This is a genomic window from Gulosibacter hominis (assembly GCF_904842695.1).
Classification (GTDB): domain Bacteria; phylum Actinomycetota; class Actinomycetes; order Actinomycetales; family Microbacteriaceae; genus Gulosibacter; species Gulosibacter hominis.
Map to the genome: position 1 here is coordinate 13854 of NZ_CAJGWQ010000005.1, position 25828 is coordinate 39681.

Here is a 25828-nt window from a genome sequence, read left to right on the forward strand (position 1 = left end):
CCACTTCAGATGCGGTTGGACGGGTCTACTGGTGAGGTGCTCCGAGCCCGGTCGCCATCGGCGGGTGCTGGTGGCTGCGAGCAAGCGAATGTCTGTAGCGGCTGGCAGTCGTGTTCCTGCAGCTGTAAAGAGGCGGATGCTGGCACGGCCGCCCGCAGTATCAGCGACAGCGTCGAGCATCAGCGGACCTAAGCGACGTCGTTGACTTCGATGACGCGAGCATGCTGGATGAATGTGACACCGGAGGGCTCAACCGGCACAGCCACAGTAGCCAGGCAGATGACGCAGCCGATGCAGGACAGGGCTTTTCAGTAGTGCAGCTGTACTCTCCTGCGTCGACAGGAGTCGGAACATAAGGTGCGCCGATTCAGATTAAGTGCGGCAAGCGTGGGATGTGCGGGATGCACAGCAACGCGACTCATGTTTCACGTGAAACACGACTTGCTGTGAACTACAGATACAAGTGGCTACAAATCGCATGAGTACGGCTGACTGGTACCAAAAGAGCGTCGTGAAATTCATGCGGCAATGGCAGCGGTCAAGTGAGCTGCGACGTCACCTGGCTGATTAGCACTACGAGGAGTGCGGCCACCTAAATGTTCGCTGCGGTGCCGGAGGCAACGGCTGAGACCAAGAGAAACACTGTCTCGCAGTGGAAGTGCTGTGCAGCCGAACTGCTGTTGTGTAGTGGATTTCGCTGCCACGCGCTGAAGCGCGTTGCTGCCCAGTAAGGCGCGTTGCCTCCCGGTAAAGCGCGTGGCCACCGGTGAAGGCTAATATCCACCGGAAAATGCACGGCTCCGGGCTGAACCACCGATGCCCGAGTGATCGTCCTGCCCAGTGGGATTGCCGCCGTCAGAACAAACCTACTCCCCACGTGAATCCCTGCCGGCCGCAAAATTGCCGTCGCCTATCGGACCGCTGTGGCCAAAGGAGTGTCTTGTCCAGTCGTATCGGCGTGTTGGTGTCAGATGGTTTGGCTCATGTTTCATGTGAAACAAAGTTGAGCAGTTCGTTGAGCATTCATGCGCGGCGCAAGGAGTATCTGGACGTGCGCCGGCGAAACACCTGCGGAGCAGCGTGCTTCTTGGAGACTGTTCGCACTATGTTTCACGTGAAACGAAGTCAAGCGGTTAATTGTTCGATCATTAGCAGCGCAGTGAGGACCCAGGACGGACCGAAACGGTAGGTGTGGGTCAGCGTGATGGTTGGAGGTAGTCCAGCTCATGTTTCACGTGAAACAAAGTTGAGCCGCTCGTTGAGTGTCCATGTCCAATGCGAAAACTATCTGGAAACTGGCCCGAGGTGCCTGCGGGTTGTAGTGCTGCTCGGAGATTGTTGCGCTCGTGTTTCACGTGAAACGGAGTCGAACCGCCCGCTGTCGAGCAAGTGCAACGCAATTGGATTCGAAAGTAGGCCGCTCGGCATGTGCTGGCAAGCGCGCCGCTCGGAAGCTATTGGGGTCATGTTTCACGTGAAACGTGAGCCGAGTGACGCGTTGATCATCATGTGCAATGCAATGTGAATCTGGAATGAGCGCGGCGAGGTACATACTGCTGCCGTACCGTATGAGTCGATACGGCCCACGAGTCTGCACGACCCTGGGACTCGGTGCGACCTGGCACTCTGCGTGGCTTCAAAACCTGTGCAGATTGGAGCCTTGTGCGGTCCGGGAATTAGCACGAGCTGGGGTGCTGCTTTGTTGGGACTCTGCACACCAAGACGGGGCAGGCGTGGGAGTCGAGCAATGAATCTTGTGGATGTCACTTCGCCGATTGTGTTCATCGGGTTGCACGTTGCGAGCGAAAGCGAATCGCAGACCCGGTTCCAACCATCGGCCCCGCCATGCGTTACAAGGATCGGTTGCCATATGCTGTGATCGCAGGCGGTATCGCACTGGTCGTTACAAGCGGCGCCAAGACAATATGAAAAGGGCGTGCTGAAAGATGCGTTGGCGGCCAACTACTAGTCAGTGTCATCCGGACTGCCCTGAGTGGACGGGCGTGTTTGCTGCACACGGGTGTCCTCAGCGCCGACGAGGTGCTGGCGACTTTGATTGAGCGACCCCTATCGCTGAGATGTCGAGGTCACGACATATCGAGAGTCGACATGTCGATGCGTAAGAGCGGTGTTTCACGTGAAACACAAGTAGTAAATAGTGCCGGTAATCATGCAATCGAACGCGCAGCTTCTCAACAGCACACGCGCCATCTCAACGTGCATGAAGTGCCTGTCGCGCTGGCAGCAGAGGCGGATGGGATGAACAGCAGAAGACAGCGAGGCGTGTGAGCTTGGTAGCCATGCGCAAGACAGGCGGCTAAACGCATTGGGTGGCAACAGATCTAATACCAGTGGTACGGCGGCAGAGGTAACACCCTTGATGTGGCAGTCGTGGCGACACCGGTGATGTCACAGCAGTGATACAACCAGTGATGTCACAAAAGTGCTGACAGTACTGAAAATAACGGCAATGCCTTCCACGTTAGCGGCACCAGTAACACTCAGGACGTGACACCAGCGCGATGGGCCTGTGCCCACAACGCGAGCAAGCCAAAACCTGATGGAAAGAACGCTTAAGTTAGACCGGGCTTTGATCGGGTTCGCACGGGAATCAGCATTCGCGGCGCCGTTTCACGTGAAACACAATCCTTCAGGCGGGTTCGGCTCAAGCGACGTTGACATCTATTTTTCGTGGGTGATCGGTGAATACTGACGTGGCCGCGCGGTGGTTGGGACGCCATTGCGCTCTCACGCTCTATCAGCTGAGTGAACGTTTCACGTGAAACACAGCCCTCTGGTTAGCCCGGTTCAAACGAAGTTGATGTTTACTTTTCGTGGTAGTCGGTGAATACTGCTCCGACGGTGCGGTCGTTGCGACAGCACTACGCTCTCAGCTCTGTCTGCGGCAGAGATGTTTCACGTGAAACATAACCCCCTGACCGAGTCGGCTCAAACGATGTTGATTTGTGGCTTTGCGTAGGCAGTCAGCGAAGACTGTAGCGGGGTGGGGTCGTAGTCCCTATAGATGAGAACAGTTGGGGTGTGCTGCACACGGGTCAGTCTGAGCAGCGGGATACGTAATGAGGTCCGGTGCGCGTTATTGAGGAACCGGGCGAGCGTAAAAAGGAGTGTGACCACTCTAAAAATTGGAGCCGCTCTGAAGACGGGGGGCTCAATCTGAGGTGTGGGGTGCGGGTTGAGGAGTGGCGTGGGGCCGCAACGCAATAGGACATCCCAGCCCCACAAGCCATAAAAAGCCGCACGCACAAACATCATTCGCCGAACTGCTCAGAATTCGGAGATGATTTCAGCGAGTCGGCTGGCACCAAACTACTCACCGTCTGTCAACATCGGATCCACAAGTTGTCCATAGAAAGCAACAAACAATCCACAACGCCTGTGGATAACTCGAGTCATCCGCGTGCAGATAGAGGACGATAGTGCCTGCAAGCCCGTTAATCCCGGGCGAACACCAGGATGCATGAAAGAATGAACCATCAATCCCAGTGATCGCGAGTTAGAAGGAGTGCACCGCGTTGTCCACAACCGAACACTCAAATGAGGCAATTCAAAACGAAGCGTTTCACGTGGAACATCGCCCCGCGGTAGCAGCCGAGCTCTTCGGCGATCGTGTTGAAATCGCTGATCAGTACGCAAATTTGCTCGTGCGCGATGGTGAAAAACTCGGGCTTATCGGTCCCCAGGAATACCCCCGTCTCTGGACCCGGCACATCATCAACTCTGCCCTCATCGCACCGCTACTCAACGGCACCGTCGGTGATGTTGGCTCGGGAGCCGGCCTCCCCGGCATTCCACTCGCCATCGCTCGTCCTGACCTCCAATTCACGCTCATCGAGCCAATGGAGCGGCGCTCTGAGTGGCTCACCCAAACTATCGCCGAACTCCAGCTCGATAACGTCACCGTAATCCGCGCGCGAGCAGAAGAAATCGCAGATCAGCACGCTTTTCACATGGTCACAGCCCGTGCCGTCGCGGCGTTCTCAAAACTCATCCCATGGACCGTTCCACTCGTCGAATACGGCGGCGAACTCGTGCTACTCAAGGGCCAGAATGCCGAAGCCGAGATCACTAAGGCTGTGAAGCTCATCCGCAAATACCACCTCGAAAATGTCCACGTCGAAATGGTCGGCGAAGATTTCGACACCGAGCCCACCCGAGTCATTCGAGCAACGGTTGCCTAGCGCAAACGTAAAGGACTGCCTCCTAATGAACGACACATTCGACTCTCCAATCGCGCGCCAGCTCTCCGAGCTCAACAAGCGTCGCCGTAAACTCAGCGATAGCAAAGCCAAAAAACCCGCATCCACCAGGATTTTTACCGTCTCAAACCAAAAAGGTGGCGTCGGTAAAACCACCTCCACCGTCAACCTTGCTGCGGCTCTCGGCGTGCTCGGGATGAAGGTCCTGGTGATCGACCTCGACCCGCAGGGCAACGCATCCACCGCGCTCGGTGTCGAGCACGGTCTTGATATCGCCGGCACCTACGAGGCACTCATTGACGGCACTCCGCTATCAGAACTCATCCAGCAGTGCCCCGAAATCCCTAACCTCCGCTGCCTCCCGGCGACGATCGATCTCGCCGGCGCCGAAATTGAACTCGTTGAGCTCAACGACCGCCACCTGCGGCTGCGCAACGTGCTCTACGCACACCTCGAAGAAACCGAACAGGCCGGCGAACGCTACGACTACGTCTTCATCGACTGCCCGCCATCCCTGGGCCTGCTCACGATGAACGCTTTCAGCGCCGCAAAAGAGGTCCTCATCCCCATCCAATGCGAGTACTACGCGCTCGAGGGCCTCAGCCAGCTGCTCGAAACCATCACGCGACTCACCACCAGCGTCAACCCGAGCCTGCACCTGAGCACCATCCTGCTCACCATGTATGACAAACGCACCAATCTTTCACAGGAGGTGCGCGACGAGGTTCGAAATCACTTCCCCGAGCAAACCCTCAACGCCATCATTCCGCGTTCGGTGCGCATCTCAGAAGCTCCGAGCTACGGCCAGACCGTGCTCACCTACGACCCCAATGGCATCGGTGCCGTTGCCTATAAAGAGGCGGCACTCGAAATCACGCAGCAAGGACACTCGAAATAATGGCAACGAAGAAGCGGGCAGGCCTCGGTCGCGGACTCAGCGCACTCATCCCCACCAATGCCCCCGACGACGAGCGCGCAGTCGACGTATTTTTTGACGGCGGCGCTCCCAGCGGTCGCACTCCGGCCGAGCCGCAGGTCACCGAAGAAAAAACCGCAAAGCCGGCCGCCAAGAAGACCACTTCGACGCCTGCTAAGGGCACGCAAAAAGGCTCGGGAACCAAAACCCGAGAGGCAAAAACCCAAACAACCAAGACCCAAGCGAGCAAGACTCAGGCAGCAAAGACCCAAGCAGCCAAGGCAACGGCAACCAAGAGCAGCACCAGCGACGTCCAAAACGCCGAGAGCAACACACCGCAGCAGCCAGCCGAAACCGAGCTGCTGCCGGTGCCGGGCGCCTCACTGCGAGTGCTTGATCCGGCGACCATCGTTCCCAACCTGCGCCAGCCGCGTCACGAGTTCGATCAGGATGCGCTCGACGAACTGATTGTTTCGGTGCGCGAGTTTGGTGTGCTCCAGCCCATCGTGGTGCGTCTCATCCAGGCGGACGATCCGCGCGCCGGCGAGGCCGAATACGAGCTCATCATGGGTGAGCGACGCTTGCGTGCCACCAAGGCGGCCGGTCGCACCGAAATCCCCGCGATCATCCGCGAAACCGACGACGAAGACATGCTTCGCGATGCGCTCCTCGAAAACCTGCACCGCGCCGACCTCAACCCGCTCGAAGAGGCATCCGCATACCGGCAGCTGCTTGACGACTTCGGATGCACGCAAGACGAGTTGGCCGAGCGCATTGGCCGTTCGCGCCCGGTGATTTCAAACACCCTGCGACTGCTGCGACTTCCGGTTGAGGTGCAGCAGCGGGTGGCTGCCGGGGTGCTCAGTGCCGGGCACGCCCGCGCCATTCTTTCGATGGGTGAGCCGGCGGCGATGCAGCAGCTTGCCGACAAGATCGTGAACGAAAATCTTTCGGTTCGGGATGCAGAACAGGCGGCCGCGCGCGGATCGATGCGTGCATCCACCCGCCCCGGCAAGCCAAAGTCGGAGTTCGAAAACGACTCGGTCACAGGCTATCTCAACGAGGTTGGCGAGCGACTCGGCGACCGGCTGAACACTCGCGTGAAAGTGACCCTGCGCAAAACTAAGGGGCAGATCACGATCGACTATGCGTCGCTGGCCGATCTGCGTCGCATCCTGGCCGAGCTGGGTGAAAATACCGAACAGTAGTACCGCGGCACTCAACCCGGCACCGAGTCCACCAATATAGGCGGCACTGGCCAGCGCAAACACGGCCAGTGCCGTTATAAATCCCGGGTCAGAAAGACATTTTGTTGGTGCTGGTGCTGGTGCTGGTGGGTGCGGTTGCGCTAAGACCGCGGTGCGCGCACCACAGCCGCGCGCACCGCGCCGGCACCACCGCGCAAAGTTACAGCGCCGCGCAAAGCTACCGCACCGGCCGCGAACCGCGCTACTGCCCGCGCGGCCCGCGATCGGCGGCGTGCTCCGCAATATCGGCGTACACATCCGAAATTTGCAGGCCGGCCGCTTCGATACCCAGTGGCACGAGCGACATTTCGGTCATCCCCGGGATCGGGTCGGCCTCAATGAACCAGGGCTCGCCCTGCTCGTCGATCATGAAGTCGATGCGCGCAATATCAGCCAGGCCGATCGCCTCGTACGAGTCGAGCGCCACCTGCTTGATGCGCTCAAGCGTTTCGTCGCTCAGCCGAGCCGGCGCGAAATAGGTGGTTTCGCCGGCGTTGTAGCGGGCCGCGTAGTCGTACACGCCGTTGTTAGGCACAATTTCGACCGGCGGCATGACCTCGGGCCCGTTGCCGCGATCAAAAATGCCGACGGTCACTTCGGTGCCAACGATCTGCTTTTCGATGATGACGGTTTCGCCATAGGTGAAGGCGGTCACCAGCGCGCGCGAAAACTCGGCGAGGGTCTTAACGAAGCTCACACCCTGAGATGAGCCGCCCTCGGCGGGTTTCACCACCGCCGGGTAGTCGATGCCCTGGGCAATCGCGCGGATGACGGTGGCGGCACCGAGTTCGCGGAAGGTTTCGTTGGGCAGCACGATTGACTGCGGCGTCAAAAATCCGGCGCGTTTGACGAGCGCTTTTGCGGTGGCCTTATTCCAGGCGAGTTTTGCCGCGGTGGGACGCGAACCGACGTAGGGCACGCCGAGTGCGCGCAGCAGCGAGTAGAGCGCCCCGTTTTCACCCGATGCGCCGTGCAGCACCGGCCACACGACGTCGTATTCGGCTTCTTGCAGCCACGGCAGCAGGGTTTCGTCGGGTTCGCGCACGGTGACGCGGGCACCGGCCTGCGTGAGGGCATCGGCGACGCGGCGGCCCGAACGCAGCGATACTTCGCGTTCGTGTGAAATACCGCCCGACAGGATGACTACGTGACGACCTTCGATGCTCATTCGGATTCCTTCTGACTCGTTCGGGTTCACAGTTTCGACGGCTAACCGGGCGGCTAACCGGGCGGCTAGCGCAGGTCGGGCGGGGCCTGGTCGAAGCGGGCGGCTTCGGCGGCGGGGCTGCCGAGGTCGCCGAACGTTTCGAGCAGCTCGAGTTCGTCGTTGATGACGGTGGCGAGTCGGCGAACACCCTGGCGGATGCGATCGGGGGTTGGCAGCGAGAATGACAGTCGCAGCTGGGTGTGGCCGCGGCCGTCGGCGTAGAAGCCGGTGCCGGGCGTGTAGGCGACGAGTTCTTTTACTGCGCGCGGCAGCATTTGTTTCGAGTCGAGCTGTGGTGGCAGGTCGACCCACGAGAAGAATCCGCCCATGGGCGTGGTCCAGCTCAGCTGCGGCAGGTGTTCTTCCATTGCGCCCAGCAGGGCGTCGCGGCGTTCGCGGTAGATGCCGCGGAAGGTGTCGATCTGTGCCTGCCAGTCGGTGCCCTCGAGGTATTCGGTCACGAGGTACTGGTTGAGCATCGACGGCGACAGAATCGACGATTCAACGGCGAGGATGAGTTTTTCGCGCACCGCGTGCGGGGCGATAACGAACCCCACGCGCACACCAGGCGAGAGAATTTTTGAGAACGATCCGAGGTAGATGACGTGCGACTCATTGAGCGCGCGGATCGAGTTGGGTGCTGGTTCGTCGAAGTAGAGCAGCCCGTACGGGTTGTCTTCGAGGATGAGCACGTTTTCGCGCAGACAGATGTCGAGGATTTCTTGGCGGCGCTGGGCCGACATGGTCACGCCGGTGGGGTTGTTGTAGTTCGGCACCGTGTAGAGAAACTTGATCTGTTTCCCTTCGGCCCGGAGCGCGTGGATGGTGTTGGTGAGTTGCTCGGGGTCGAGACCATCTGCATCCATTTCAAGGTGCCGGATTTCGGCCTCATACGATTTGAAGGTGCCGAGCGCACCCACGTAGCTGGGCGATTCGGCCAGCACGACGTCACCCGGGTCGAGGAAGAGTTTCGATACCAGGTCGAGCGCCTGCTGCGAACCGGTGGTGGTGACGACATCGTCGGGTGAAACGCCGGTGATGCCTTCGAGGGCAACGAGGTCGAGGATGCGTTCGCGCAGCTGCGGCAGCCCCTGGCCGCCACCGTATTGCAGCGCGTTCGGGCCGCTTTCGGCCATCATGCGGTCGAAGGCGGCGCGAACGAGCTCATCGGGTAGTGCCTCGACGAACGGTGAACCACCGGCGAGCGAGACAACTTCGGGGCGCGATGCCACTGCGAACAGGGCTCGAACCTCGCTTACGGTGAGACCTCGCGTGCGCGAGGCGTAGCTGGAGTACCACGGGTCAAAATTCTGGCCCGCACTGTTCGACTGGGGTGCCGACGTCACGATGAGCCCTTCTTAGTAGCGGATGCTCCAGTCTACGTCCGCGGCGAGGTTTGTGTGGTGTGGGATGCGCGGTGCGGGCCGAAATTGGCCGGCGGCTATTCGGCACCGAGGTAGTCGGCGAATTCAGCTTCGATTGCCTTGCGGGGGCGGGCGCCCACGATTTCGGCTTTCACTTCACCCTCGCTGAAAAGTTTGATGGCGGGGATGTTGGTGACGCGGTACTGGGTGGCGAGGTCGAATTCGTCGTCGACGTTGACCTTGACCACCTTCACTGCGGGGTTGTCGGCTGCGATCTGGTCGAGCACGGGGCCGACCTGGCGGCAGGGGCCGCACCAAGGTGCCCAGAAGTCGACGATGACGGGTCCTTCAGCTTGCAGTACTTCCTGGTCGAAGTTGGCGCTGGTGGCGTCGATTGGCTGGTTCATTACTGGTCCTTTCCGAGTGCCTGAACGTTGAGCGCAACGGGGTTCAGGGTGATGCCCCCGCTTGGTTCGGCGTCGCTAGCAGTGGTGGTTTCGGATGCTTCGGTGCCGACGCGCTCGAGCAGTTCGGCCGGGAGCGCGGCGAGGTAGTGTTCGGCGTCGAGGGCTGCGGTGCATCCCGATCCGGCGGCGGTGATGGCTTGCCGGTAGTGGTCGTCTACCACGTCGCCGCAGGCGAATACGCCGGCGAGTGAGGTGCGTGAGCTGCGGCCGTCGACCTCAATGACACCGTTTTGGGTGAGTTTGAGCTGGTCGGCGACGAGTTCGGTGCGCGGGATCGACCCGATGGCAACGAACAGCCCGGTGATGTCGAGTTCGCTTTCGTCGCCGGTTACGGTGTCGCGCAGTTTGACGCCGCTGACCTGGTCGTCACCGAGGATTTCGACGACCTCGGCGTTGGTGCGCCACTGGATTTTGGGGTCGTTTTTGGCGCGGTCGAGCATGATTTCGCTGGCGCGGAAGTTTTCGGAGCGGTGGATGATGGTGACGCTGTCGGCGAAGCGGGTGAGGAAGGTTGCTTCCTCCATTGCCGAGTCGCCGCCGCCGATGACGGCGATGTGTTGTGCTTTGAAGAACGCGCCGTCGCAGGTGGCGCACCACGACACGCCGCGGCCGGCGAGTCGGTCTTCGGATTCGAGGCCGAGGCGACGGTAGGCCGAGCCGGTGGCGATGATGACGCTGAGGGCTTCGAACTCACCCTCGTAGGCGGTGCGGATGCGTTTGATGTCGCCGTCGAGTTCGACCGATTCGACGTCGTCGTAGATGAGTTCGGCGCCGAAGCGTTCGGCCTGTTCCTGCATTTTTTGCATCAGGTCGGGTCCGAGCACGCCTTCGGGGAAGCCGGGGAAGTTTTCGACGTCGGTGGTGTTCATGAGTTCGCCGCCGACGGCTACGGATGAGGTGAATAGCACCGGCTTGAGTCCGGCTCGGGCGGTGTAGATGGCGGCGGTGTAGCCGGCCGGGCCCGAACCAATGATTGCGACGTTGTGCATGGGTGCTCCTTCGGGTTCACGGGGTGCGCGGGTGTGGGCGCGCCGTTTGCTTCCATCTTTGCTGACGCATCCGTGTGCTTTCTTATTCCCACCGTAAAGTTGGCGATTGCGTTACGGGATGCACGGCAGCGGTCGCGGGATGCGCCGCGCAATTTTGCGGGGATGCGGGCGCTAGATCAGGGTTTCGTCGTCGTCGACAATTTGCTTGAGGTAGGCCTCGCGTTCGCGCTGGCGCGCGTATTCGCGCAGTTCGCGGCGGGTGGGGATGCGCGAGGTGGTGTGCATGGCGTCGGCGGCGAGTTCGGTGTCGGGGTTGCTTGGCGCCACGGGGGTGGTGCTGGCATACGCGGCGGCGGCCGATTCGAGGGTGAACAGGGTGCCGTGTTCGGCGGCGAAGCGGTCGGCTTCGGCAGTGTGCGCGGCGTGCCGGTGTGCCTTGGTCGAGTGGCGGCCGGGGGCGCCGAAGATGCGCCGCATCATGGGCGCGAAAAAGGCGTCAAACTCGGGCGATTTGAGCATCACCATCGCTGCCGCGTAGGCGGCGATCATGGCGACACCCGATAGCGCACAGGTGATGAATGCGTTGAGCAGGCTGCTGCGGCCCCAGCCGTCGAGGCTGTAGCCGCCCATGCCCCAGACGATCAGGATGCCGATGGCTGCGGTGGGGATGGTGCCGATGGCGAAGCGGATGGTTGCACGCAACAGGCGGTAGCCGTCAATGCGGCCGAGTACGCGATTGCGCAGCACCTGCAGTTGGATGAGCAGTCGCAGTGTGGTGAGGAAGGCGTTGAGCAGGGCGATGCCGACGGCGATGAACTCCACCGGCAGGAACATGGCCGCGGCCACGACGCCGGCGATGTGGATTGGTGCGGTTGCCGCGTAGATGATGAAGACGGTGCGGGTGTCTTCATAGGCGAAGTTGACGCGGTTCGAAAAATAGAACAGCGAGAATCCGACGAGCCCGAGCAATTGCGCCATCAGCACGACCGCCAGCTGGTTTGCCTGCTCGGGTGATGACGAGAATATCCGCGCGAACGGTGGCGCCATCACCATGAGCGCCACCGTTGAAAACACCATGAACATCGTGATGGTGCGGGCGCCGCGCGAAAATTCGCTGATGACGGTTTCGGTTTTGCGTTCGGCCGCGTATTCGCTGAGCGAGGTGAACATCATCGTGGTCAGTGACACGGCGATGATGGCGTGCGGGAGCAGGAATATCATTTCGGCGTTGCGGCTGGCTGCGAGTGACACGGTTTGACCGAATGCGACGTTGATGGCGAGGGTTTCGACCCAGGCGACCACCTGAATCACGACGACCATGCCCAGCGACCAGCTTGCGATCGAGCCGATGCGTCCGAGCCCGGTGCCGCGGAAGTGGAAGTCGGGACGGTAGCGGAACCCGGCGCGTGGCAAGAACAGGAAAAGCACCATCGCCTGCACGATCACGCCGAGGGTGGCTGACCCGGCGAGGGTTGCGGTCATCATGGGTGACCAATCGCTGACAGCGCGCCCCTCGCCGGAAGGGTCGGCGCCGAATAGCTGCGCGAACATGATGAGCCCGGCGATGCTGATGATGTTGTTGAGCACGGGCGCCCAGGCGAAGGGCATGAAGATGCTGCGGGCGTTCAGCACTTCGCTGATAACCGCGTAGAGGCTGTAAAAAAACACCTGCGGCAGGCACCAGTAGGCGAAGGCGATGACCAGGCTGAGTTGCTCGTCGTCGAGGGTGAGACCGTACAACTTGGCAATGATGGGTGCGCCGAGGGTGACCAGCAGGGTGAGCGAGCCGAGGACAACGATGGCGAGGGTGATGAGCCGGTTGACGTACTGTTTGCCGCCGTCAACGTTTTTGGTTGCCCGCACGATTTGCGGCACGAGCACGGCGTTGAGTAGGCCGCCGGCGATGAGGCTGTAGATGTTGGTGGGCAGCGAGCTGGCGTTGGCGAAGGCGTCGGCTGATACCGATCCCACCAGGCCGATGGTTTGTGCGAGCACGATGGCTTTTACGAAGCCGAGTACGCGCGAGATCATCGTGCCTGAGGCGAGGATGAGGCTGGTACGTCCGAGGGATTTTGCCATTAGTTAGGTTCCGGATGCGGGGTGGTCGGGGGTTTCTGGGATGCTGTCACCGGGTTAGGTGTCGGTTGCACTGGGTTTGCCACGCCGCCGTTCTTGCACTTTTGCGCGCAGTTGCGCGCGGCCGGCGCGGCGGCTGCGGCGGCGCACCATGCGGAACGTGCCGAGGATTACCAGGGCGGTGGCGCCACCGATGAGCAGCCATTGCACCACAGTTTCGACTTCGGCGTGGATGTTTACCTGCAGCACGGCGGAGCTCGGCAGTTGCGTCCCGTCGGGCGTGGTGAGGTGGAGCTCTACTTTGGTGGTGCCGTTGGTGATGGCGGTAACGGGCAGTTGGGCACGGGCGTTACTGCGGGGTTCGATGGTGACGGTGGCCGGTGATTCGGCGCGCAGGTGCCCGGTTTGAGCGCGCAGTGACACGCTTACGGTGACTCGGCGCGAGGTGGTGTTTTCGATGAATACGGGCAGGGTGAGTTCGTGGCCGATGAGCTGCGCTTCGGCTCCCGACACGATGCGCGCGCCGTCGCGGGCGCCGATGGCGAACGTCGTGTAGTTGCGCGCTGCGGTGTTGAGCCCGTCGGGGTCGTCGTGCCAGGATGCGGAGGTGAGCCGGATGAGTTCGGTGCGCAGCTGCTGTTTGGTGCCGGTGGGGTTGTCGTAGAGGCTGACATAGTTCAGCCCGGCCTGTTCGTTGTCGATGGCGGTGCGCAGTTTGGCGATGGTGTCGTCGGCGAGGGGCTGCGGGTCGATCTCGGCGTCAGTCAGTTCCCCTGCGTTTGCCGACTCGGGAAGCGGTGCCGGGGTGATCGCGCCGATTGTTTCGGCGTCGCCGAGCAGTTCGCTCAAGCCGTTATGCAGTTTGAGGTGCGCTCGCGGCAGTGCGGCGACCAGCTGGCAGGGCTGTTCGCTGCCCGCGGTGAGGGCGAGCTGCGCGAGGGCGTCGTTGCGGGCTGCGGCCGCGCGGGTGGTGTCGGCGCTGGCGCTTGTTGCGAGCTGTTCGGATACGGCGCTATTGGCAACGATCGTTTCGCGGCCGCCGAGGCTGACCTGTGTGGTGCAGCGGTCGGTGCCGCTGAGTCGGTCGCTGTCGATCATGAACCGTCCGGTTCGCCACTCGAGCAGGGTGGGGAGGGTTTTGTTGTCGAGCCCTGGGCCGGGTAGGTAGTGCAGGTCGCTGCTGTACGAAAACTGGGTGAGGACGGCGACATCGTCGGGCTCGGGTACCGGCTTCGCGGTGTCGGGATGTTCAGTGTCGGGCTGTTCAGCGTTGGGCTGCTCGGTTTCGGTTGCTTCGGATGCGTCGGTGTTGCCGGGCGCGGTGCCGGTTGGCTGCGGTGCGGGGTCGGCTTCGACTTCTGGCAGCTCATGTTTGTCGCTCACGAACTGAAAGCCGTTGGGTGCCAGTGGTGCATCCAGCCCGGCGTGCGCCTGGAGCGCGAGGTTTGCATCCGCAAATTCAAGTGGGAAGGCCGGCAGGCTACGCGATTCGAGTTCCGCTAACCAGTTGAGTGCGCTTTCGGGAGCGTCGGTGCCGAGCGCGCGAATGGATGCGATCAGGCGCGGGTCGATCGCGAGGGTTACCTGGTGGTTGCCGATGGCGTCGAGCAGCTGGGTGAGTTCGCCGTCGGGACCGGTGAGTTTGCCGAGCTGCGAGGCGCTGAGCAGTGCCGAGTCACCCATCGGCGCCACAACCGGCACCACGGTGGTGAGTTTGATGGCCGACCCGGTGAGTTTGCCGTAGATGAGCGCGGCGCGGCCCTGGCCCTGTTCGTTGCCGGCGCGCCAGTCGGCCGTGATGCCGTACACCCCGAAGGTGTCGGATTCAGCATCCCAGGGGAGTTCTGCGGTTTCGAGGTCGATGCTGAACGGCACGGTCGCTGTTTCGCCGGCGGCAATTTCGGGGGATTTGGCGCTTTGCAGGGAAATGAGCTCCTGTGCCGAGTCGCCACCGCTTGCCCAGGTTTCGTAGTCAGCGATCCCGCCGAGTGGTTGGGGACGCAGCTGGTAGTGGATGGTGCCGGCGCGCAGGGGCTGTTCGGTGCTGTTGCGCAGCACCACCGAGCCGGTGAGCTTGCCACTGGCGGGGTCGATACGGCCGTTGTGGTCAAGCAGCAGCGCCGCCTCGAGGGGCGGCGTCTCGGTTTGGTCGGCGTCGGCCGTGTCGTCAGCGGTTGCGCTCGCGGCGGTGGCGGCGGAGCTGAGCGCATTCGCGGTGGCGGCGCCGAGCTGCCAGGGAAGGCCCGCAACCAGCAACACAAAAAGGGTGAGAATTACGGCCACTCGAGGGCGCGCCCGACCGCACTTGGTTCGTGGCGCGCGCAGTAGCGGCGCGTCATACATGGCGTTTAGTTTAGGCGTCCCTCGTAGAATGACCGGATGCAACACGTCCAGACAGCCATGACTCGGCTTCGCGACCTGGCCGCATCCGAGCCCGTGGCAACGCTCGCCGCGGCGTTTGCCGACGCCGGGCACGATCTGGCGCTGGTTGGTGGGCCGGTGCGGGATGCGTTTCTCGGGAAGCCGGTCACCGATCTTGATTTCACCACCGATGCGCTACCTGACCAGATCATTGAAATAGTCCGCCCGATCGCCAGCGCCCACTGGGATATTGGCCGTGAATTCGGCACGATTGGTGCGCGCATCCACGGTGAACAGGTTGAGGTGACCACCTATCGCGCCGATGTGTATGACGGGAAGTCGCGCAAGCCGGTGGTGTCGTTTGGTGATTCGCTTGCGGGGGATCTACATCGGCGTGATTTCACCGTCAATGCGCTCGCCTTGGCGTTGCCGCAGCTCGAGCTGGTGGATCCCACTGGCGGGTTTGATGACCTGTTGAACGGTGTGCTGCGCACCCCCATTGATGCGGAGGTGTCGTTTGGGGATGATCCGCTGCGGATGATGCGCGCGCTGCGGTTTACTTCGCAGCTTGGTTTTCATCTCGACGGGGATGCGTTTTCAGCGGTGGTTGATCTGGCGCCGCGCATCCACAATATTTCGCTCGAGCGGGTGCGGGATGAGCTGGTCAAACTCTTGCTGACCGATTCGCCACGCGCCGGTATTGAGCTGTTTGTTGAGACCGGGCTTGCCGAGCTGGTGCTGCCGGAGTTGCCGGCGCTGCAGCTGGAGCGTGACGATGCGCACCAGCACAAGGATGTGTACGAGCATTCGATCAAGGTGCTCGAAAACGCCATTGCGCTTGAGGGCGAACGCGGCCGGCCCGCTGATTTGCAGCTGCGGCTGGCAGCGCTGCTGCACGATATCGGGAAGCCTGCCACCCGGCAATTTGTTGCCGGGGGTCGGGTCACTTTCCACGGTCACGATTGGAAGGGTGCGCGGATGGCGCGCAAGCGCCTCGACAAGCTGCGCTTCGACAACGACACCATCAAGGCGGTGTCGCGGCTGGTTGAGCTGCACATGCGGCTCTACAACTATGAGCAGGCTGGGTGGACTGATTCGGCGGTGCGCCGTTTCGCGCGTGATGCCGGCCCGCAGCTTGAGCAGCTGCTGTTGCTGATCCGCGCCGATATCACCACTCGTAACCGTCGCAAGATGGATCGCTTGCAGTTCGCGATTGATGATCTTGAAAATCGGCTCGCGCAGCTGCGCGAGCAGGAAGAGCTCGACGCGATTCGTCCCGATTTGGATGGTGACGAAATTATGCGCATCCTCAATTTGAAGCCGTCGCGTGCGGTTGGTGAGGCGCGCAACTATTTGCTGGAATTGCGGCTGGATGAGGGCCCGCTGGGTCCAGAAGAAGCCGAACGTCGATTGCGGGCCTGGTGGCATGAGCGCGGCGAAGCCTAAGCAGCTGTCACAGCCGCGGTCTCGTCCGCAGTCGCGTCGCCTTCGGCGGCGCGAGTCGGCGACCGCGTACGCGTTTGTGGCGCCGACCCTGTTTGGGGTGGCGGCGTTCATGCTGGTGCCGGTGCTGGTGCTGGTGGTGCTGTCGTTCAGCAGCTGGGATGTGCTTTCAGAACCGAAGCTTGTTGGTTTTGATAATTGGACCACCGCGTTTACCGACCCGGCGGTGTGGCGATCGCTGGGCGTGACGGCACTGTTCGTGCTACTGGTGGTGCCGGCGCAGATTGCGATCGGGCTGTGGCTTGCCACGCTGCTGGTGCGAGAACTACCGGGGTCGGCGTTTATTCGCACGGTGCTGGTGCTGCCGTGGGTGTGTGCGCCGGTGGTGCTCGGTATCGTGTGGCGCTGGATTTTTCAGTACGACGGTGTGGTCAACAACCTGTTCGATATTCATGTGCCGTGGCTGCAATCTGAGGCGACGGCGCTGCCGATCGTGGCATTTGTGCAGGCGTGGAGCCAGATCGGCTACGTGTCGCTGTTTTTTATGGCGGGGCTCGGGTCGATTCCCAACGAGGTGATTGAGGCGGCGCGCATCGATGGCGCGAATGCGCGGCAAATTTTTTGGCGCATCAAACTGCCGCTGCTGAAACCGACCATGTTTTTTGTGCTGGTCACCGGCATGATCGCCGCGTTCCAGTCGTTTGATCTGGTGTATTCGCTCTCGCCCGATGGTGGGCCGGGCGGCACCACCGATCTGATTGCGGCGCGGGTGTATTCGCAGGCGGTTCCGCAGTCGAATATTGGCCAGGCCGCGGTGCTGGCGATCATCCTGTTTGTGGCGCTGATCATCATCACGCTGATTCAAAACGCCTATTTTTCACGGAAGACGACCTATGAGCGTTAAGGGCACAAAACTGGCTCCGGGCACCCGCCGCAATCCGCTGTCGATCTTCGGCACGTACGCGGTGCTGTTGACCGCGGCCGCGCTGACGCTGTTTCCGTTTGTGTTGGCGGTGTTGACCGCGTTCACCGATAAGCGCGAATTCAACCGGCAGGGCGTGGGGGTGCCGGATGCACCCACCTTCGCGAACTTTTTGGCGCTGGGTGATACCCGGGTTGATTTTGTGGCCGCGTTTTGGACCACGGTCGCGGTGGTGGTCGTGGTGGCTGCCGGGCAGCTGTTTTTTTCGGTGCTCGCGGCCTACGCGTTTGCGCGACTGCGTTTCCCCGGGCGTGAGCTGCTGTTTTGGGTGCTGCTGGCGACGCTGATGGTGCCGCAGGTGGTGACCGTCATCCCGCTATATTTCATGTTCGCGAGGGTGGAGCTCGTGGGCACGTTCGCGGGGCTGGTGCTGCCGTTTGTGTTCGCGTCGCCGTATGCGGTGTTTTTGTTGCGCGAGCAGTTTCGGCAGATTCCGCAGGAGCTGATAGATGCGATGCGTATTGATGGAGCGGGCACGTGGAGCATCCTCGGCCGGCTGGTGGTGCCGCTATCGCGGCCGACGCTGGTGACGCTGCTGCTAATCACGGTGGTGACGCACTGGAACAACTTCATGTGGCCGCTAATGGTGGGCCGTAACCGCATCCACGTGTTGACCACGGCGGCGGCGTCGCTGCAGGGTCAGTATGAAAACAACACGACGCTGGTGATGGCGGCATCGGTGGCGGCGATGCTGCCGCTGATCGTGATGTTTGTGATTTTCCAGCGGCAGATCGTGCGGTCGATTCGGATCACGAGCTTTCGGTAGCGATCTTGATGCCGACGGAGATGGTCACCCCGGCTACACGGGTGCGGCTCCAGGTGATGAGGGTATGGCGTAGCTGTTGAAATCGCGGTTCACAGGGAGCGGTTCAGATCTCGCCTGGTTTATTTGGAGCGTTTTGTTGCGCCATAAGCTGCCCCGAGGGCGGTTCCCATGCAGGTGTCGATGGGTAGCCATAAGCCAATATTGTGCGTGAGAACACCGACGAGTGTGCCGAGCAGCATTCCCGCGATCATTCCGTAGATCATGGCATCGCCAGTGCCGTCAGAGGGCTTTCGCGAATCGGTACCGGCAGTTTCATCATCCATGATTTCCAGTCTCGCATAGGGCCATCTTTGGGCGGGCTGTCTTCGAGCGCGGCCACTGGATGCCAGCGGACCCGGCGGCGATGCGGGCGGAAAATGATGGCGGGCAGTCGGTGACTGCCCGCCATTGTGGTTTGTGGACTAGCCGTTCTGCCGTCGCACACGCACGAGCACGGTGCCCGCGGCAGCGAGACCTAGGCCGGCGAGCATTAGCGGAACGATGCCGTCGGCACCGGTTGCCGGCAGTGCCGGTGCGTCGCCCTGCGGGGCCTTGCCTGCCGAGCCACCCTGCTTGCCCTTGGGGGTTTCGCCAGGGGCGTTCTCTTCGGGAGCGTTGTCTTCGGGGTCGGTCGGTGCGTTGGCGTCATCGAGCGCTTCCTGCGCCTTGGCGACCGCCGCTTCAGCCTGCTTCACCTTGGCGAGCGCGTCTTCGTATGCCTGCGCGGGCGCGGTGAGGTCGTCGCGCACCGATTCTGCGGCAGCAAGTGCGTCTTGCGCTTCGGTCAATGCCTGCTGTGCCATCTCGACTGCCTGCACCGCCGCCGCGGTAACGCCCTCGGCTTCAGCGAGCGCCGTCTTGGCAGCGGCTACGGCGGCGTCGGCCTCGTCAGCCTTCTGCTTGACGTCTTCGGCAGCCTGGCGCAGATTTTCAAGGTCGGGTGTGGCCTCGGCGAGCGCCTGCTCTGCGGCATCGAGCTCCGACTGTGCCTCATTCACCGTCTGGTCGGCGGCATCAGCTTCGCTCTGGGCTGCTGCCACAGCCTCGTCTGCCGCAGCCTTGGCGTTCTGGGCCTCGGTGAGTGCGTTCTGGGCTTCGTCACGCTGCGCGGCTGCGGCTTCGTCAGCTTGCTTCGCGGCTTCGGCGTTCTGGTTCTGCTTGTCGAGGTTCTGCTGCGCGGCAGTCAGGTCGTCCTGAGCTTTTTTGAGATCTGCCTCGGCGGCGTCGCAGGCTTCGGATGCTGCAGCCTTGGCATCCGCGAGGGCCTTTTCGGCGGCGACGACATCGGCTTCGGCCGCGGTCAGTTCCTGCTGTGCCTGGTCGACCTCTTTTTTGCCGTTCTCGAGGTACTGCTCGTACTCGGAGATCAGGGCGCGGTACTCCGCGGTGGTGTACGACGGAGCGCTGCTGTCGACGTACAAGAGGTCCCCGCCGTCAAACACTTGACCGTGGGCGATGCCATACTCAGTGCGCGTATTAACAACGGAAAAACCCGTCAGCTTCAAGCCGCTCATCATCAGCGTCTGATAGTGCCCGGTTCCCTTCTTAGGGCCTTTGGGATCCTGATTGTAACGGCTCTTTTCGGTGTAGTACCAGCCGTTGTAAGGGTCGGAGTACCCCCACGCGAGGTTTTCGATGCCGATTACATGGGCGCGGTGTTCGCGAACCACGCTGGATGAGTTGGTTTGCAGCTGTGACCCCGCCATGAGCAGCGAGTTGATTTTGAGATCGCTGCGGCCGGTGAAGTTTTCATCGCCACGGCGCAGCTCATTGCCGCGGTCGATGTGGGGGAGAGCTGCCTTGAGGTTTTTCAGAGTGGTGGCATCGCCATCTTTGTTGAGCTTGGTCTCGGCGAAAAAGTCACCGTGCTCATCCTTTGTGGTGCTGATGTCGACCTGCTTGCCCTGAGCGCTGGTGTACTTGCCGGTGGTCAGGAGGCTGTGGGCGCGCTTGGCGTCGGCGTCGTTCTTTTCGTCACCGAGCCACCGGAAAAACCCTGCGGTGCCCTGCTGCTCGTCGGAAACAATCTGCTGTGCGTTTTGCTTCGCCGTGTCGAGGGCGCCTTGTTTTTGCTGCTGCGAGGCGCGGGCTTCGTTGAGTTTTTTCTGCGCGGCCTGCACCTTGGGGTTGTTTTCAGCCTCGGCGCAGGCGGCATCGCGTTCGCTGGTTGCTACCGCGACGGCCTCGCGCGCCTTCTCTACGGCCTGCTGCGCCTCGTCGCGTTGCTGTTCGGCCTGTTCCTGTGCGGCTGCGGCTTTAGTGGCAGCATCGTTGGCGGCATCGAGTTTTTGCTGCGCGGTGTCAGCGGTTGCCGCGGCCGCCGCCGCGTCTTTCTTTGCGGCATCGAGCTTGTCTGCGGCGTTTTGTGCGGTTGATTTTGCCGCGTCGAGAGCTTCTTGTTTCTGCTTGACGTCTTCGGCGAGCTGAGCGATTTCTTCATCGCTGGCCGCATTGGCGACCGCATCGTCGTAGGCTTTTTGGGCTGCGTCGCGGTCGGCTGCTGCCTGCTCGGCCGCGGACTCTTTGTCGGCGAGGTCTTGCTGCGCGGCTTGCTGAGCAGCTTCTGCTTCGTCGCGCTTATTGTTGGCGTCTTCGAGGGCCGCGGTTGCGGCGTCGACGTTGGCCTGTGCCGCGTCGACATCAGCCTGAGCGGCGGCAAGTTTTGCCGGAGCCTCTGCATCCTCTGCAGCCAATGCTTCTTCTGCCTGCTTCAGGGCCTCTTTGGCCTGGGCGAGCTGTTCTTCGAGCCGCTCGATTTCAGATTGCTGCGTGCCTTCGGTGGGCGTGTTCGGGGCCGGTGCGGCAATTGCGAGGGTGCCGAATCCGCCGAGGGTCATCCAACCGATGAGTGCGCCGGAGGCTACGGTGGCGGCGAAGCGTTTGGAAATGGTCACAGCTGTTCCCTTCGGAAATGTTTGCAACGTCAGCACGCTGCAGGGCAGATGTCGGGGTGTCACAAATGACGATCTTCTGAAAGCCGGAAATCAAGGCATTCTGAAGAACCACTTTTGAAATTATCAGATTTTTATAAATCTGAGTACTGGTATTTTACCGCGGGATGCGGCGGGTCGGGGCTGGGTCGGAGACCGGGCGGTGGTGCAGGGTCCCCTCCCGTCCAATATCCCGCTGATGACCGACAGTTTTTCACGAGCGGCATCGCACATCTGGTTCCGCGACAACATCAACGGCAATATCTTCTCGGACGGGTATCGAGTCTGACGCCGCACTTCCTCGCGAACTTCCCACAAGCTTCCCACTCAACTTCCCAAAGTGTTATGTTGAGTGGGAAGTTAAGTGGGAAGTTAGTGAGCATCCGATGGACACCGAACGCTTAGAGTCAATCGTCCACACGCTGCGCCTGGTGGGAACAGATAGCCAACCGATTGAAGTCAAGAGCAATGTGGGCAAATCAATTCGCGAAACCCTCAGCGCATTCGCGAATGCCAACGGCGGCACCATCATCGTGGGGCTTGACGAGTCAAACGGCTTCTTGCCCGTGGATGGCTTCGATGCCGCAAAAGGTCAGGATGCGCTAGAAACTCGATGCGCCCAGACCACGCCCCCGGTGCGCCCACGTATCGACACGGTTTCCTTTGAAGACTCCTTAGTTGTTGTAGCGGAAGTCACTGAGATGACCTCCGAAGACAAGCCTTGCTACGTAACTGACCAGGGGAAATATGGCGGTAGCTATATCCGGGTTGGCGATGGTGACATCCGGCTTGCGCAATACGAGGTTGACCGGCTCGTTGAGGAGCGCTCCCAACCCAAATGGGACGAGCAGTCGGTGGCAGAAGCACGACTTGAAGACCTGCATTCAGACACTCTGGATGCTTACCTGGCTGTGCAGCGCAAACGTCGTCCTAAAACTTTCAATGACGGCGCCGAAACAGCAATGAAGCGTCTGCGCATCCTTAAGGATGGACACCCAACTCTGGCGTCGTTGCTTGTCATGGGAGAGTATCCGCAGGAGTTTTTCCCGCGCCTCGCGGTGACATTTGCCAACTTCCCGGGTACGACGAAGGGATCGGTTACTGAGGGAATTCGACTTCTCGACAGCAAAACCCTCACCGGCACCATCCCGGAGCTCGTTGATGAAGGAATCGAAGTCGTCAAAAACAACATGCGCACTGCCACCCTCATCGGCGAAAAGTACCGCTCGGATTTGCCGGACTATCCGCCTGTGGCAGTGCGCGAAGCGCTCGTGAATGCCCTCATGCACCGCGATTATTCACCGCACGCGCAGGGTAGCCAGGTGCAAATCAACATGTTCGTTGATCGCCTCGAAATCACCAGCCCGGGTGGGCTGTATGGCGGTGTCACTGTAAGAAACCTCGGCAAGCCCGGAGTGAGTTCAACCAGAAACCAGCGCCTGTCTTCGTTTCTCGAAGATGTGAAGTTTCACGCCGATGGGGGCGCAGAGGGTGTTGTGGCTGAGAACAGGGGCACGGGCATCGCAGTCATTCAACGTTCGCTCGCGGATGCGCTCATGCCGCCACCCGAGTACATCAACCGGCTAGACAGCTTCACCATAATTTTTCACCGGCGAAGAGTGGCAGAAAAAGAACGCTATGCAAGTGCCTTTGACCAGGTGCTCACCGCGTTGAAAGCGCAGGCGTCTGCCTCGACAACTGAGCTCGTCAAGAGCACAAAGCTGAGCCGCACAGCTGTGCAAAAAGCGGTGAATGAACTTATAGCCGAGGGTGTCGCCGAGCGCACTGAGCCGCTGCGAAGCCCTCGGCAGCGCTATCGCATCAAACCCTAGCCACTCAGCAGAACAATCCCAGCGCTGATGAGCTTCCCACGAGCTTCCCACTCAACTTCCCACAGTGTTATGTTGAGTGGGAAGTTAAGTGGGAAGTTAAAAAACCACTGCCCGATAAAGTGTTGTGGAAGCCGCCGACTTCGTCACACAGATCGGGCAAGTAGCCAAACAATTCGACGACCTGATCGCGCGCAACGATCGTCTACGACTAAGACGGCGCGAGGCTACCTCAATGTCGCCCACGCCAGCACCAGTCACTTTTTGCCTAGGGAGTCGAGATGCTTCCGAAGATCCAAGACGATTAAAACCGGCTCGCGGCATACTGCTACTACCAGCAAGCGACCGCCGGACTGGAAATCGACCGGTTCATCCTCAGTCCTTACTTAAACGTTTCCAGCGGCAGGCGCGCTACCGCCACAGCTGCATTGCCTTCCTCGAGGGCATTTGTGTCACCGTAGATTTTGAAGTGCTGCAACCACCAGGGCACAGGCTTCAGCGTCAGAATCCGCTCGGTGGTGATTGAGCTTGAACTCTGGCACCAGAGCGCTTGTTACGGTGGGCAATTTGTAGTTTTCCAGGCCTGGGACAATTCGCTGCGCTGTCCGATACGAGCAGAAGAAGATTTCGGGGAACGTCTGGGTGCCGAAGTAGGAATCCAGGTCACTCCATACCCCAGCATCGAATGGAGCGTTATGCGCGTATACGGGAAGACCGCCGTGGAATGCGGCAACCCAAGCAGCGATTTCCGGCCAAAGCGGAGCATTTGCAACGTCACGCGCTGAGATTCCATGCTTGGAGGTGAATTCAAATTTGTCGAAGCCCGGTGGCGGCTTGATGTACGTGCAAGCTCTGTCGACAACTTGCCCGCTATCAATCCGCACGAGCGCGATCTGACAGGCTGAAACCCCTCCTCGCCTATTCGCGGTCTCAAAATCGACGGCCACGAAGGAGGGGCTGGAGAGAATTTCGTCCGGTGCCGCCCATGGTGTAACCCTGCGGGATCGAGCGTAGGCAGTCTCACCCGCAGCGGCCGACTTGCCAGTCGAAGATGCCAGAGAAGCTCCTTGCCGCTCAGCCTTCATGGCTTTCTCAAGCTCAACAAAGTGTTTCCACAGCGTGTGATAGTTGCCCGGGTCTTCTCCACGCTGCTTCGCGAGAAGCTCGTGTGCCTTCGCCAGGCGCTTCTGCAAGTTCAAACGGTAGTCGTCGCGGGGAGGAGTCAGCTCCAACCCCAGCCAGCGCTCAATCGTCTCGACCTCGCCAGAGTAGTCCTTCTGCTTGTGTTGAATGATCACAAGCTGTACGACGTAAAACTCCATGACGTTCGCCGGGTTCTGGAGTGCAGCAGCAATCATCGCTTCCATACACCCACGAGCGATCTCTCGCGCTCGCGGCAGGTCGTCAGATTTCTTAAGCGCTGTGACATCAGTCACCCAGTCGCAGATGTCGCGACCGTTGTACTGTGGCATGAACCTGCCATCTGGGTTCACGTTCGATGCGTAGTTTGAGGTGAGGAAATCGGACCTCGACGAAAAGGATGCTCCGACGGGCCGCTGCCCGCATCGCTTGGGAGCGCCCTGCTTCGATAAAAGCACATCACGAAGCCAATTAAGCAGACCCATGCGTACGGTACCTCCCAGATGATAGTTGCCAAACTGAACCAATTACGCTGCCAAACCCAGATTGGAGTGTGTTTATATCCAGCGTGGCATGAAAGTTTCGAAAAACATCAGCGACGCGATCTTGACGTGGAAGCGGCGTAGCGCCTTGGCCTGGTTACCCGCGCTCTGCGCGGTGTTGCCCACAATCGACTCAAGCTCGGCGGTGAGCTCGTGAAGAAAAAGCGGATCGATAACCTTGTGAATGTTCTCGGGCGAGGTGTAGTGCATCCCACCCGAGCGGCGAGTTTCAGGGTTCAGCGTCGACTCAAACACACCACCAAACACCGTCGGTGAAACCTCCGACCAGTCGGTGTCGTCAAGTAAGCGGCAGCCACCGCCGCCATGCGTGAGGCATGGCCAGGGCGGTGGCTGCCGCTTATGTTCAGCCCGTGCAGACGCTCAGCTGCACGTCGCGCATCCGCTTAAACCGTGGTGTAACCACCGTCGACCAGGTGGTAGCTACCCGTGATGAACGACGCGTAGTCCGACAGCAAAAACACCACGAGTGTCGCAACCTCATCGGGTTGGCCGAGACGACCCAGCGGGTGCTTGGCCTTCAGCACATCAAAAGCCTCGGGCGGCAGGTTCTGCAGCAGCGGGGTCTCGATATAGGCGGGGCCCACCGCGTTGATGCGCAGACCCTCGGGGCCATACTCGGCTGCGGCATTTTTCGTAATCCCAACAACGCCGTGCTTAGCGGCGGTGTACGCACCATTGCCGAGGGCTGCCACCGTGCCGTGGATCGAAGCCATGTTGACGATCGCCGACTTGTCGGCGCCCGCCTTCAGCATCTCTGGAATCTGGTAGCGCATGCCGTACAGCACACCGTTGAGGTTGATGCCGATGACCTTGTCCCACGCCTCGAGGTCGGTCTCACCGGCGGGTGCCTGCGGACCACCGATACCCGCGTTGTTCACGGCATAGTTGAGCTGCCCGAAGGTCTCAACCGCCGCCTGCACCATGCGCTCGTTGTCTTCCTTCGACGAGGTGTCGCCCGCAACAGCAATTGCGGTACCGCCGGCCGCCTCAATTTCACCGGCAACGCGCTCGGCACCCTCCTTGTTGATATCCGACACCACCACCTTCACGCCGTACTCGGCGAGCAGCTTGCACGTTGCCTCGCCGATACCCGAGCCACCGCCGGTGACGAGTGCGACGCGGTCTTTGAGCTCTTGTCCAAACATCTTCGTTCCCCCTTGAGTTGTATGGCCTGTCGCCCCGAACCCTAGTTTTGGCACCCGAAAAGTGGCTGGGATTTATGCCCGCGAGCGCGGGCTGCATCCGAGAAATATGACGCCGAACTACATGCGAACGGATGCATCTGCGCG

18 protein-coding genes are annotated in these 25828 nt (G+C 60.9%); 7 read left to right on the plus strand and 11 right to left on the minus strand.

Annotated features, from left to right (window positions below; genetic code table 11):
* Positions 1-3566 precede the first annotated feature (3566 nt).
* The 3 genes from rsmG to JMV54_RS04790 are packed head-to-tail and all read left to right on the plus strand — an operon-like array spanning position 3567 to position 6344.
* Complete coding sequence (gene rsmG, locus JMV54_RS04780) at positions 3567-4202, plus strand: 16S rRNA (guanine(527)-N(7))-methyltransferase RsmG (protein ID WP_420842079.1); 636 nt, start codon at positions 3567-3569, stop codon at positions 4200-4202.
* A gap of 25 nt (positions 4203-4227) precedes the next feature.
* Complete coding sequence (locus JMV54_RS04785) at positions 4228-5118, plus strand: ParA family protein (protein WP_201517807.1); 891 nt, start codon at positions 4228-4230, stop codon at positions 5116-5118.
* Positions 5118-6344, plus strand: a complete 1227-nt coding sequence (locus tag JMV54_RS04790; RefSeq protein ID WP_201517808.1) for a ParB/RepB/Spo0J family partition protein — start codon at positions 5118-5120, stop codon at positions 6342-6344. The genes JMV54_RS04785 and JMV54_RS04790 overlap by 1 nt, the downstream gene beginning before the upstream one ends.
* A 241-nt stretch (positions 6345-6585) precedes the next feature.
* Here the strand turns inward: JMV54_RS04790 and JMV54_RS04795 are convergent, their stop codons facing one another.
* From JMV54_RS04795 to JMV54_RS04820, 6 genes are all read right to left on the minus strand, one after another.
* Entirely contained in the window at positions 6586-7551 is a 966-nt protein-coding gene (locus JMV54_RS04795) for a D-alanine--D-alanine ligase family protein (protein ID WP_201517809.1), read from the minus strand.
* A gap of 65 nt (positions 7552-7616) precedes the next feature.
* Complete coding sequence (locus JMV54_RS04800; protein WP_201517810.1) at positions 7617-8936, minus strand: aminotransferase-like domain-containing protein; 1320 nt, start codon at positions 8934-8936, stop codon at positions 7617-7619.
* Positions 8937-9031: 95 nt separating this feature from the next.
* Positions 9032-9361 (minus strand): thioredoxin, encoded by a 330-nt coding sequence (gene trxA / locus JMV54_RS04805; RefSeq protein WP_201517811.1) that lies wholly within the window; start codon positions 9359-9361, stop codon positions 9032-9034.
* Positions 9361-10410 carry a thioredoxin-disulfide reductase gene (gene trxB, locus JMV54_RS04810; RefSeq protein ID WP_201517812.1) on the minus strand — a complete coding sequence of 350 codons (1050 nt, stop codon included), beginning with the start codon at positions 10408-10410 and terminating at the stop codon, positions 9361-9363. Before trxB ends, trxA begins: the two co-directional genes overlap by 1 nt.
* A gap of 171 nt (positions 10411-10581) precedes the next feature.
* Positions 10582-12489, minus strand: a complete 1908-nt coding sequence (murJ, locus tag JMV54_RS04815) for a murein biosynthesis integral membrane protein MurJ (RefSeq protein WP_201517813.1) — start codon at positions 12487-12489, stop codon at positions 10582-10584.
* Positions 12490-12543: 54 nt separating this feature from the next.
* Positions 12544-14769, minus strand: a complete 2226-nt coding sequence (locus JMV54_RS04820) for a DUF6049 family protein (protein ID WP_201517814.1) — start codon at positions 14767-14769, stop codon at positions 12544-12546.
* 96 nt (positions 14770-14865) lie between these two features.
* On the opposite strand from JMV54_RS04820, the gene JMV54_RS04825 reads away from it, so the two are divergent.
* From JMV54_RS04825 to JMV54_RS04835, 3 genes are read left to right on the plus strand one after another with little or no spacing between them, the layout of a single operon-like run.
* Positions 14866-16293 (plus strand): CCA tRNA nucleotidyltransferase, encoded by a 1428-nt coding sequence (locus tag JMV54_RS04825; RefSeq protein ID WP_201517815.1) that lies wholly within the window; start codon positions 14866-14868, stop codon positions 16291-16293.
* Positions 16274-17194, plus strand: coding sequence for a carbohydrate ABC transporter permease (locus tag JMV54_RS04830; RefSeq protein ID WP_201517816.1), 921 nt, complete (start codon positions 16274-16276; stop codon positions 17192-17194). The genes JMV54_RS04825 and JMV54_RS04830 overlap by 20 nt, the downstream gene beginning before the upstream one ends.
* A complete protein-coding gene (locus JMV54_RS04835; RefSeq protein ID WP_201517817.1) occupies positions 17184-18038 on the plus strand; it encodes a carbohydrate ABC transporter permease in 855 nt (284 codons plus the stop codon). Before JMV54_RS04830 ends, JMV54_RS04835 begins: the two co-directional genes overlap by 11 nt.
* A 119-nt stretch (positions 18039-18157) precedes the next feature.
* Here the strand turns inward: JMV54_RS04835 and JMV54_RS04840 are convergent, their stop codons facing one another.
* Positions 18158-18361, minus strand: a complete 204-nt coding sequence (locus JMV54_RS04840; RefSeq protein ID WP_201517818.1) for a glycine zipper domain-containing protein — start codon at positions 18359-18361, stop codon at positions 18158-18160.
* 138 nt (positions 18362-18499) lie between these two features.
* Entirely contained in the window at positions 18500-20971 is a 2472-nt protein-coding gene (locus JMV54_RS04845; protein WP_201517819.1) for an LPXTG cell wall anchor domain-containing protein, read from the minus strand.
* A 422-nt stretch (positions 20972-21393) separates the two neighbouring features.
* On the opposite strand from JMV54_RS04845, the gene JMV54_RS04850 reads away from it, so the two are divergent.
* Positions 21394-22839, plus strand: a complete 1446-nt coding sequence (locus tag JMV54_RS04850; RefSeq protein ID WP_230972820.1) for an ATP-binding protein — start codon at positions 21394-21396, stop codon at positions 22837-22839.
* A gap of 449 nt (positions 22840-23288) precedes the next feature.
* Here the strand turns inward: JMV54_RS04850 and JMV54_RS04855 are convergent, their stop codons facing one another.
* The 3 genes from JMV54_RS04855 to JMV54_RS04865 form a co-directional block, all read right to left on the minus strand.
* A complete protein-coding gene (locus tag JMV54_RS04855; RefSeq protein WP_201517820.1) occupies positions 23289-24308 on the minus strand; it encodes a 3'-5' exonuclease in 1020 nt (339 codons plus the stop codon).
* 225 nt (positions 24309-24533) lie between these two features.
* On the minus strand, positions 24534-24785 hold the full coding sequence (locus JMV54_RS04860) for a type IIL restriction-modification enzyme MmeI (RefSeq protein ID WP_201517821.1): 252 nt from the start codon (positions 24783-24785) through the stop codon (positions 24534-24536).
* A gap of 137 nt (positions 24786-24922) precedes the next feature.
* Positions 24923-25684 carry an SDR family NAD(P)-dependent oxidoreductase gene (locus JMV54_RS04865; RefSeq protein WP_201517822.1) on the minus strand — a complete coding sequence of 254 codons (762 nt, stop codon included), beginning with the start codon at positions 25682-25684 and terminating at the stop codon, positions 24923-24925.
* Positions 25685-25828 lie beyond the last annotated feature (144 nt).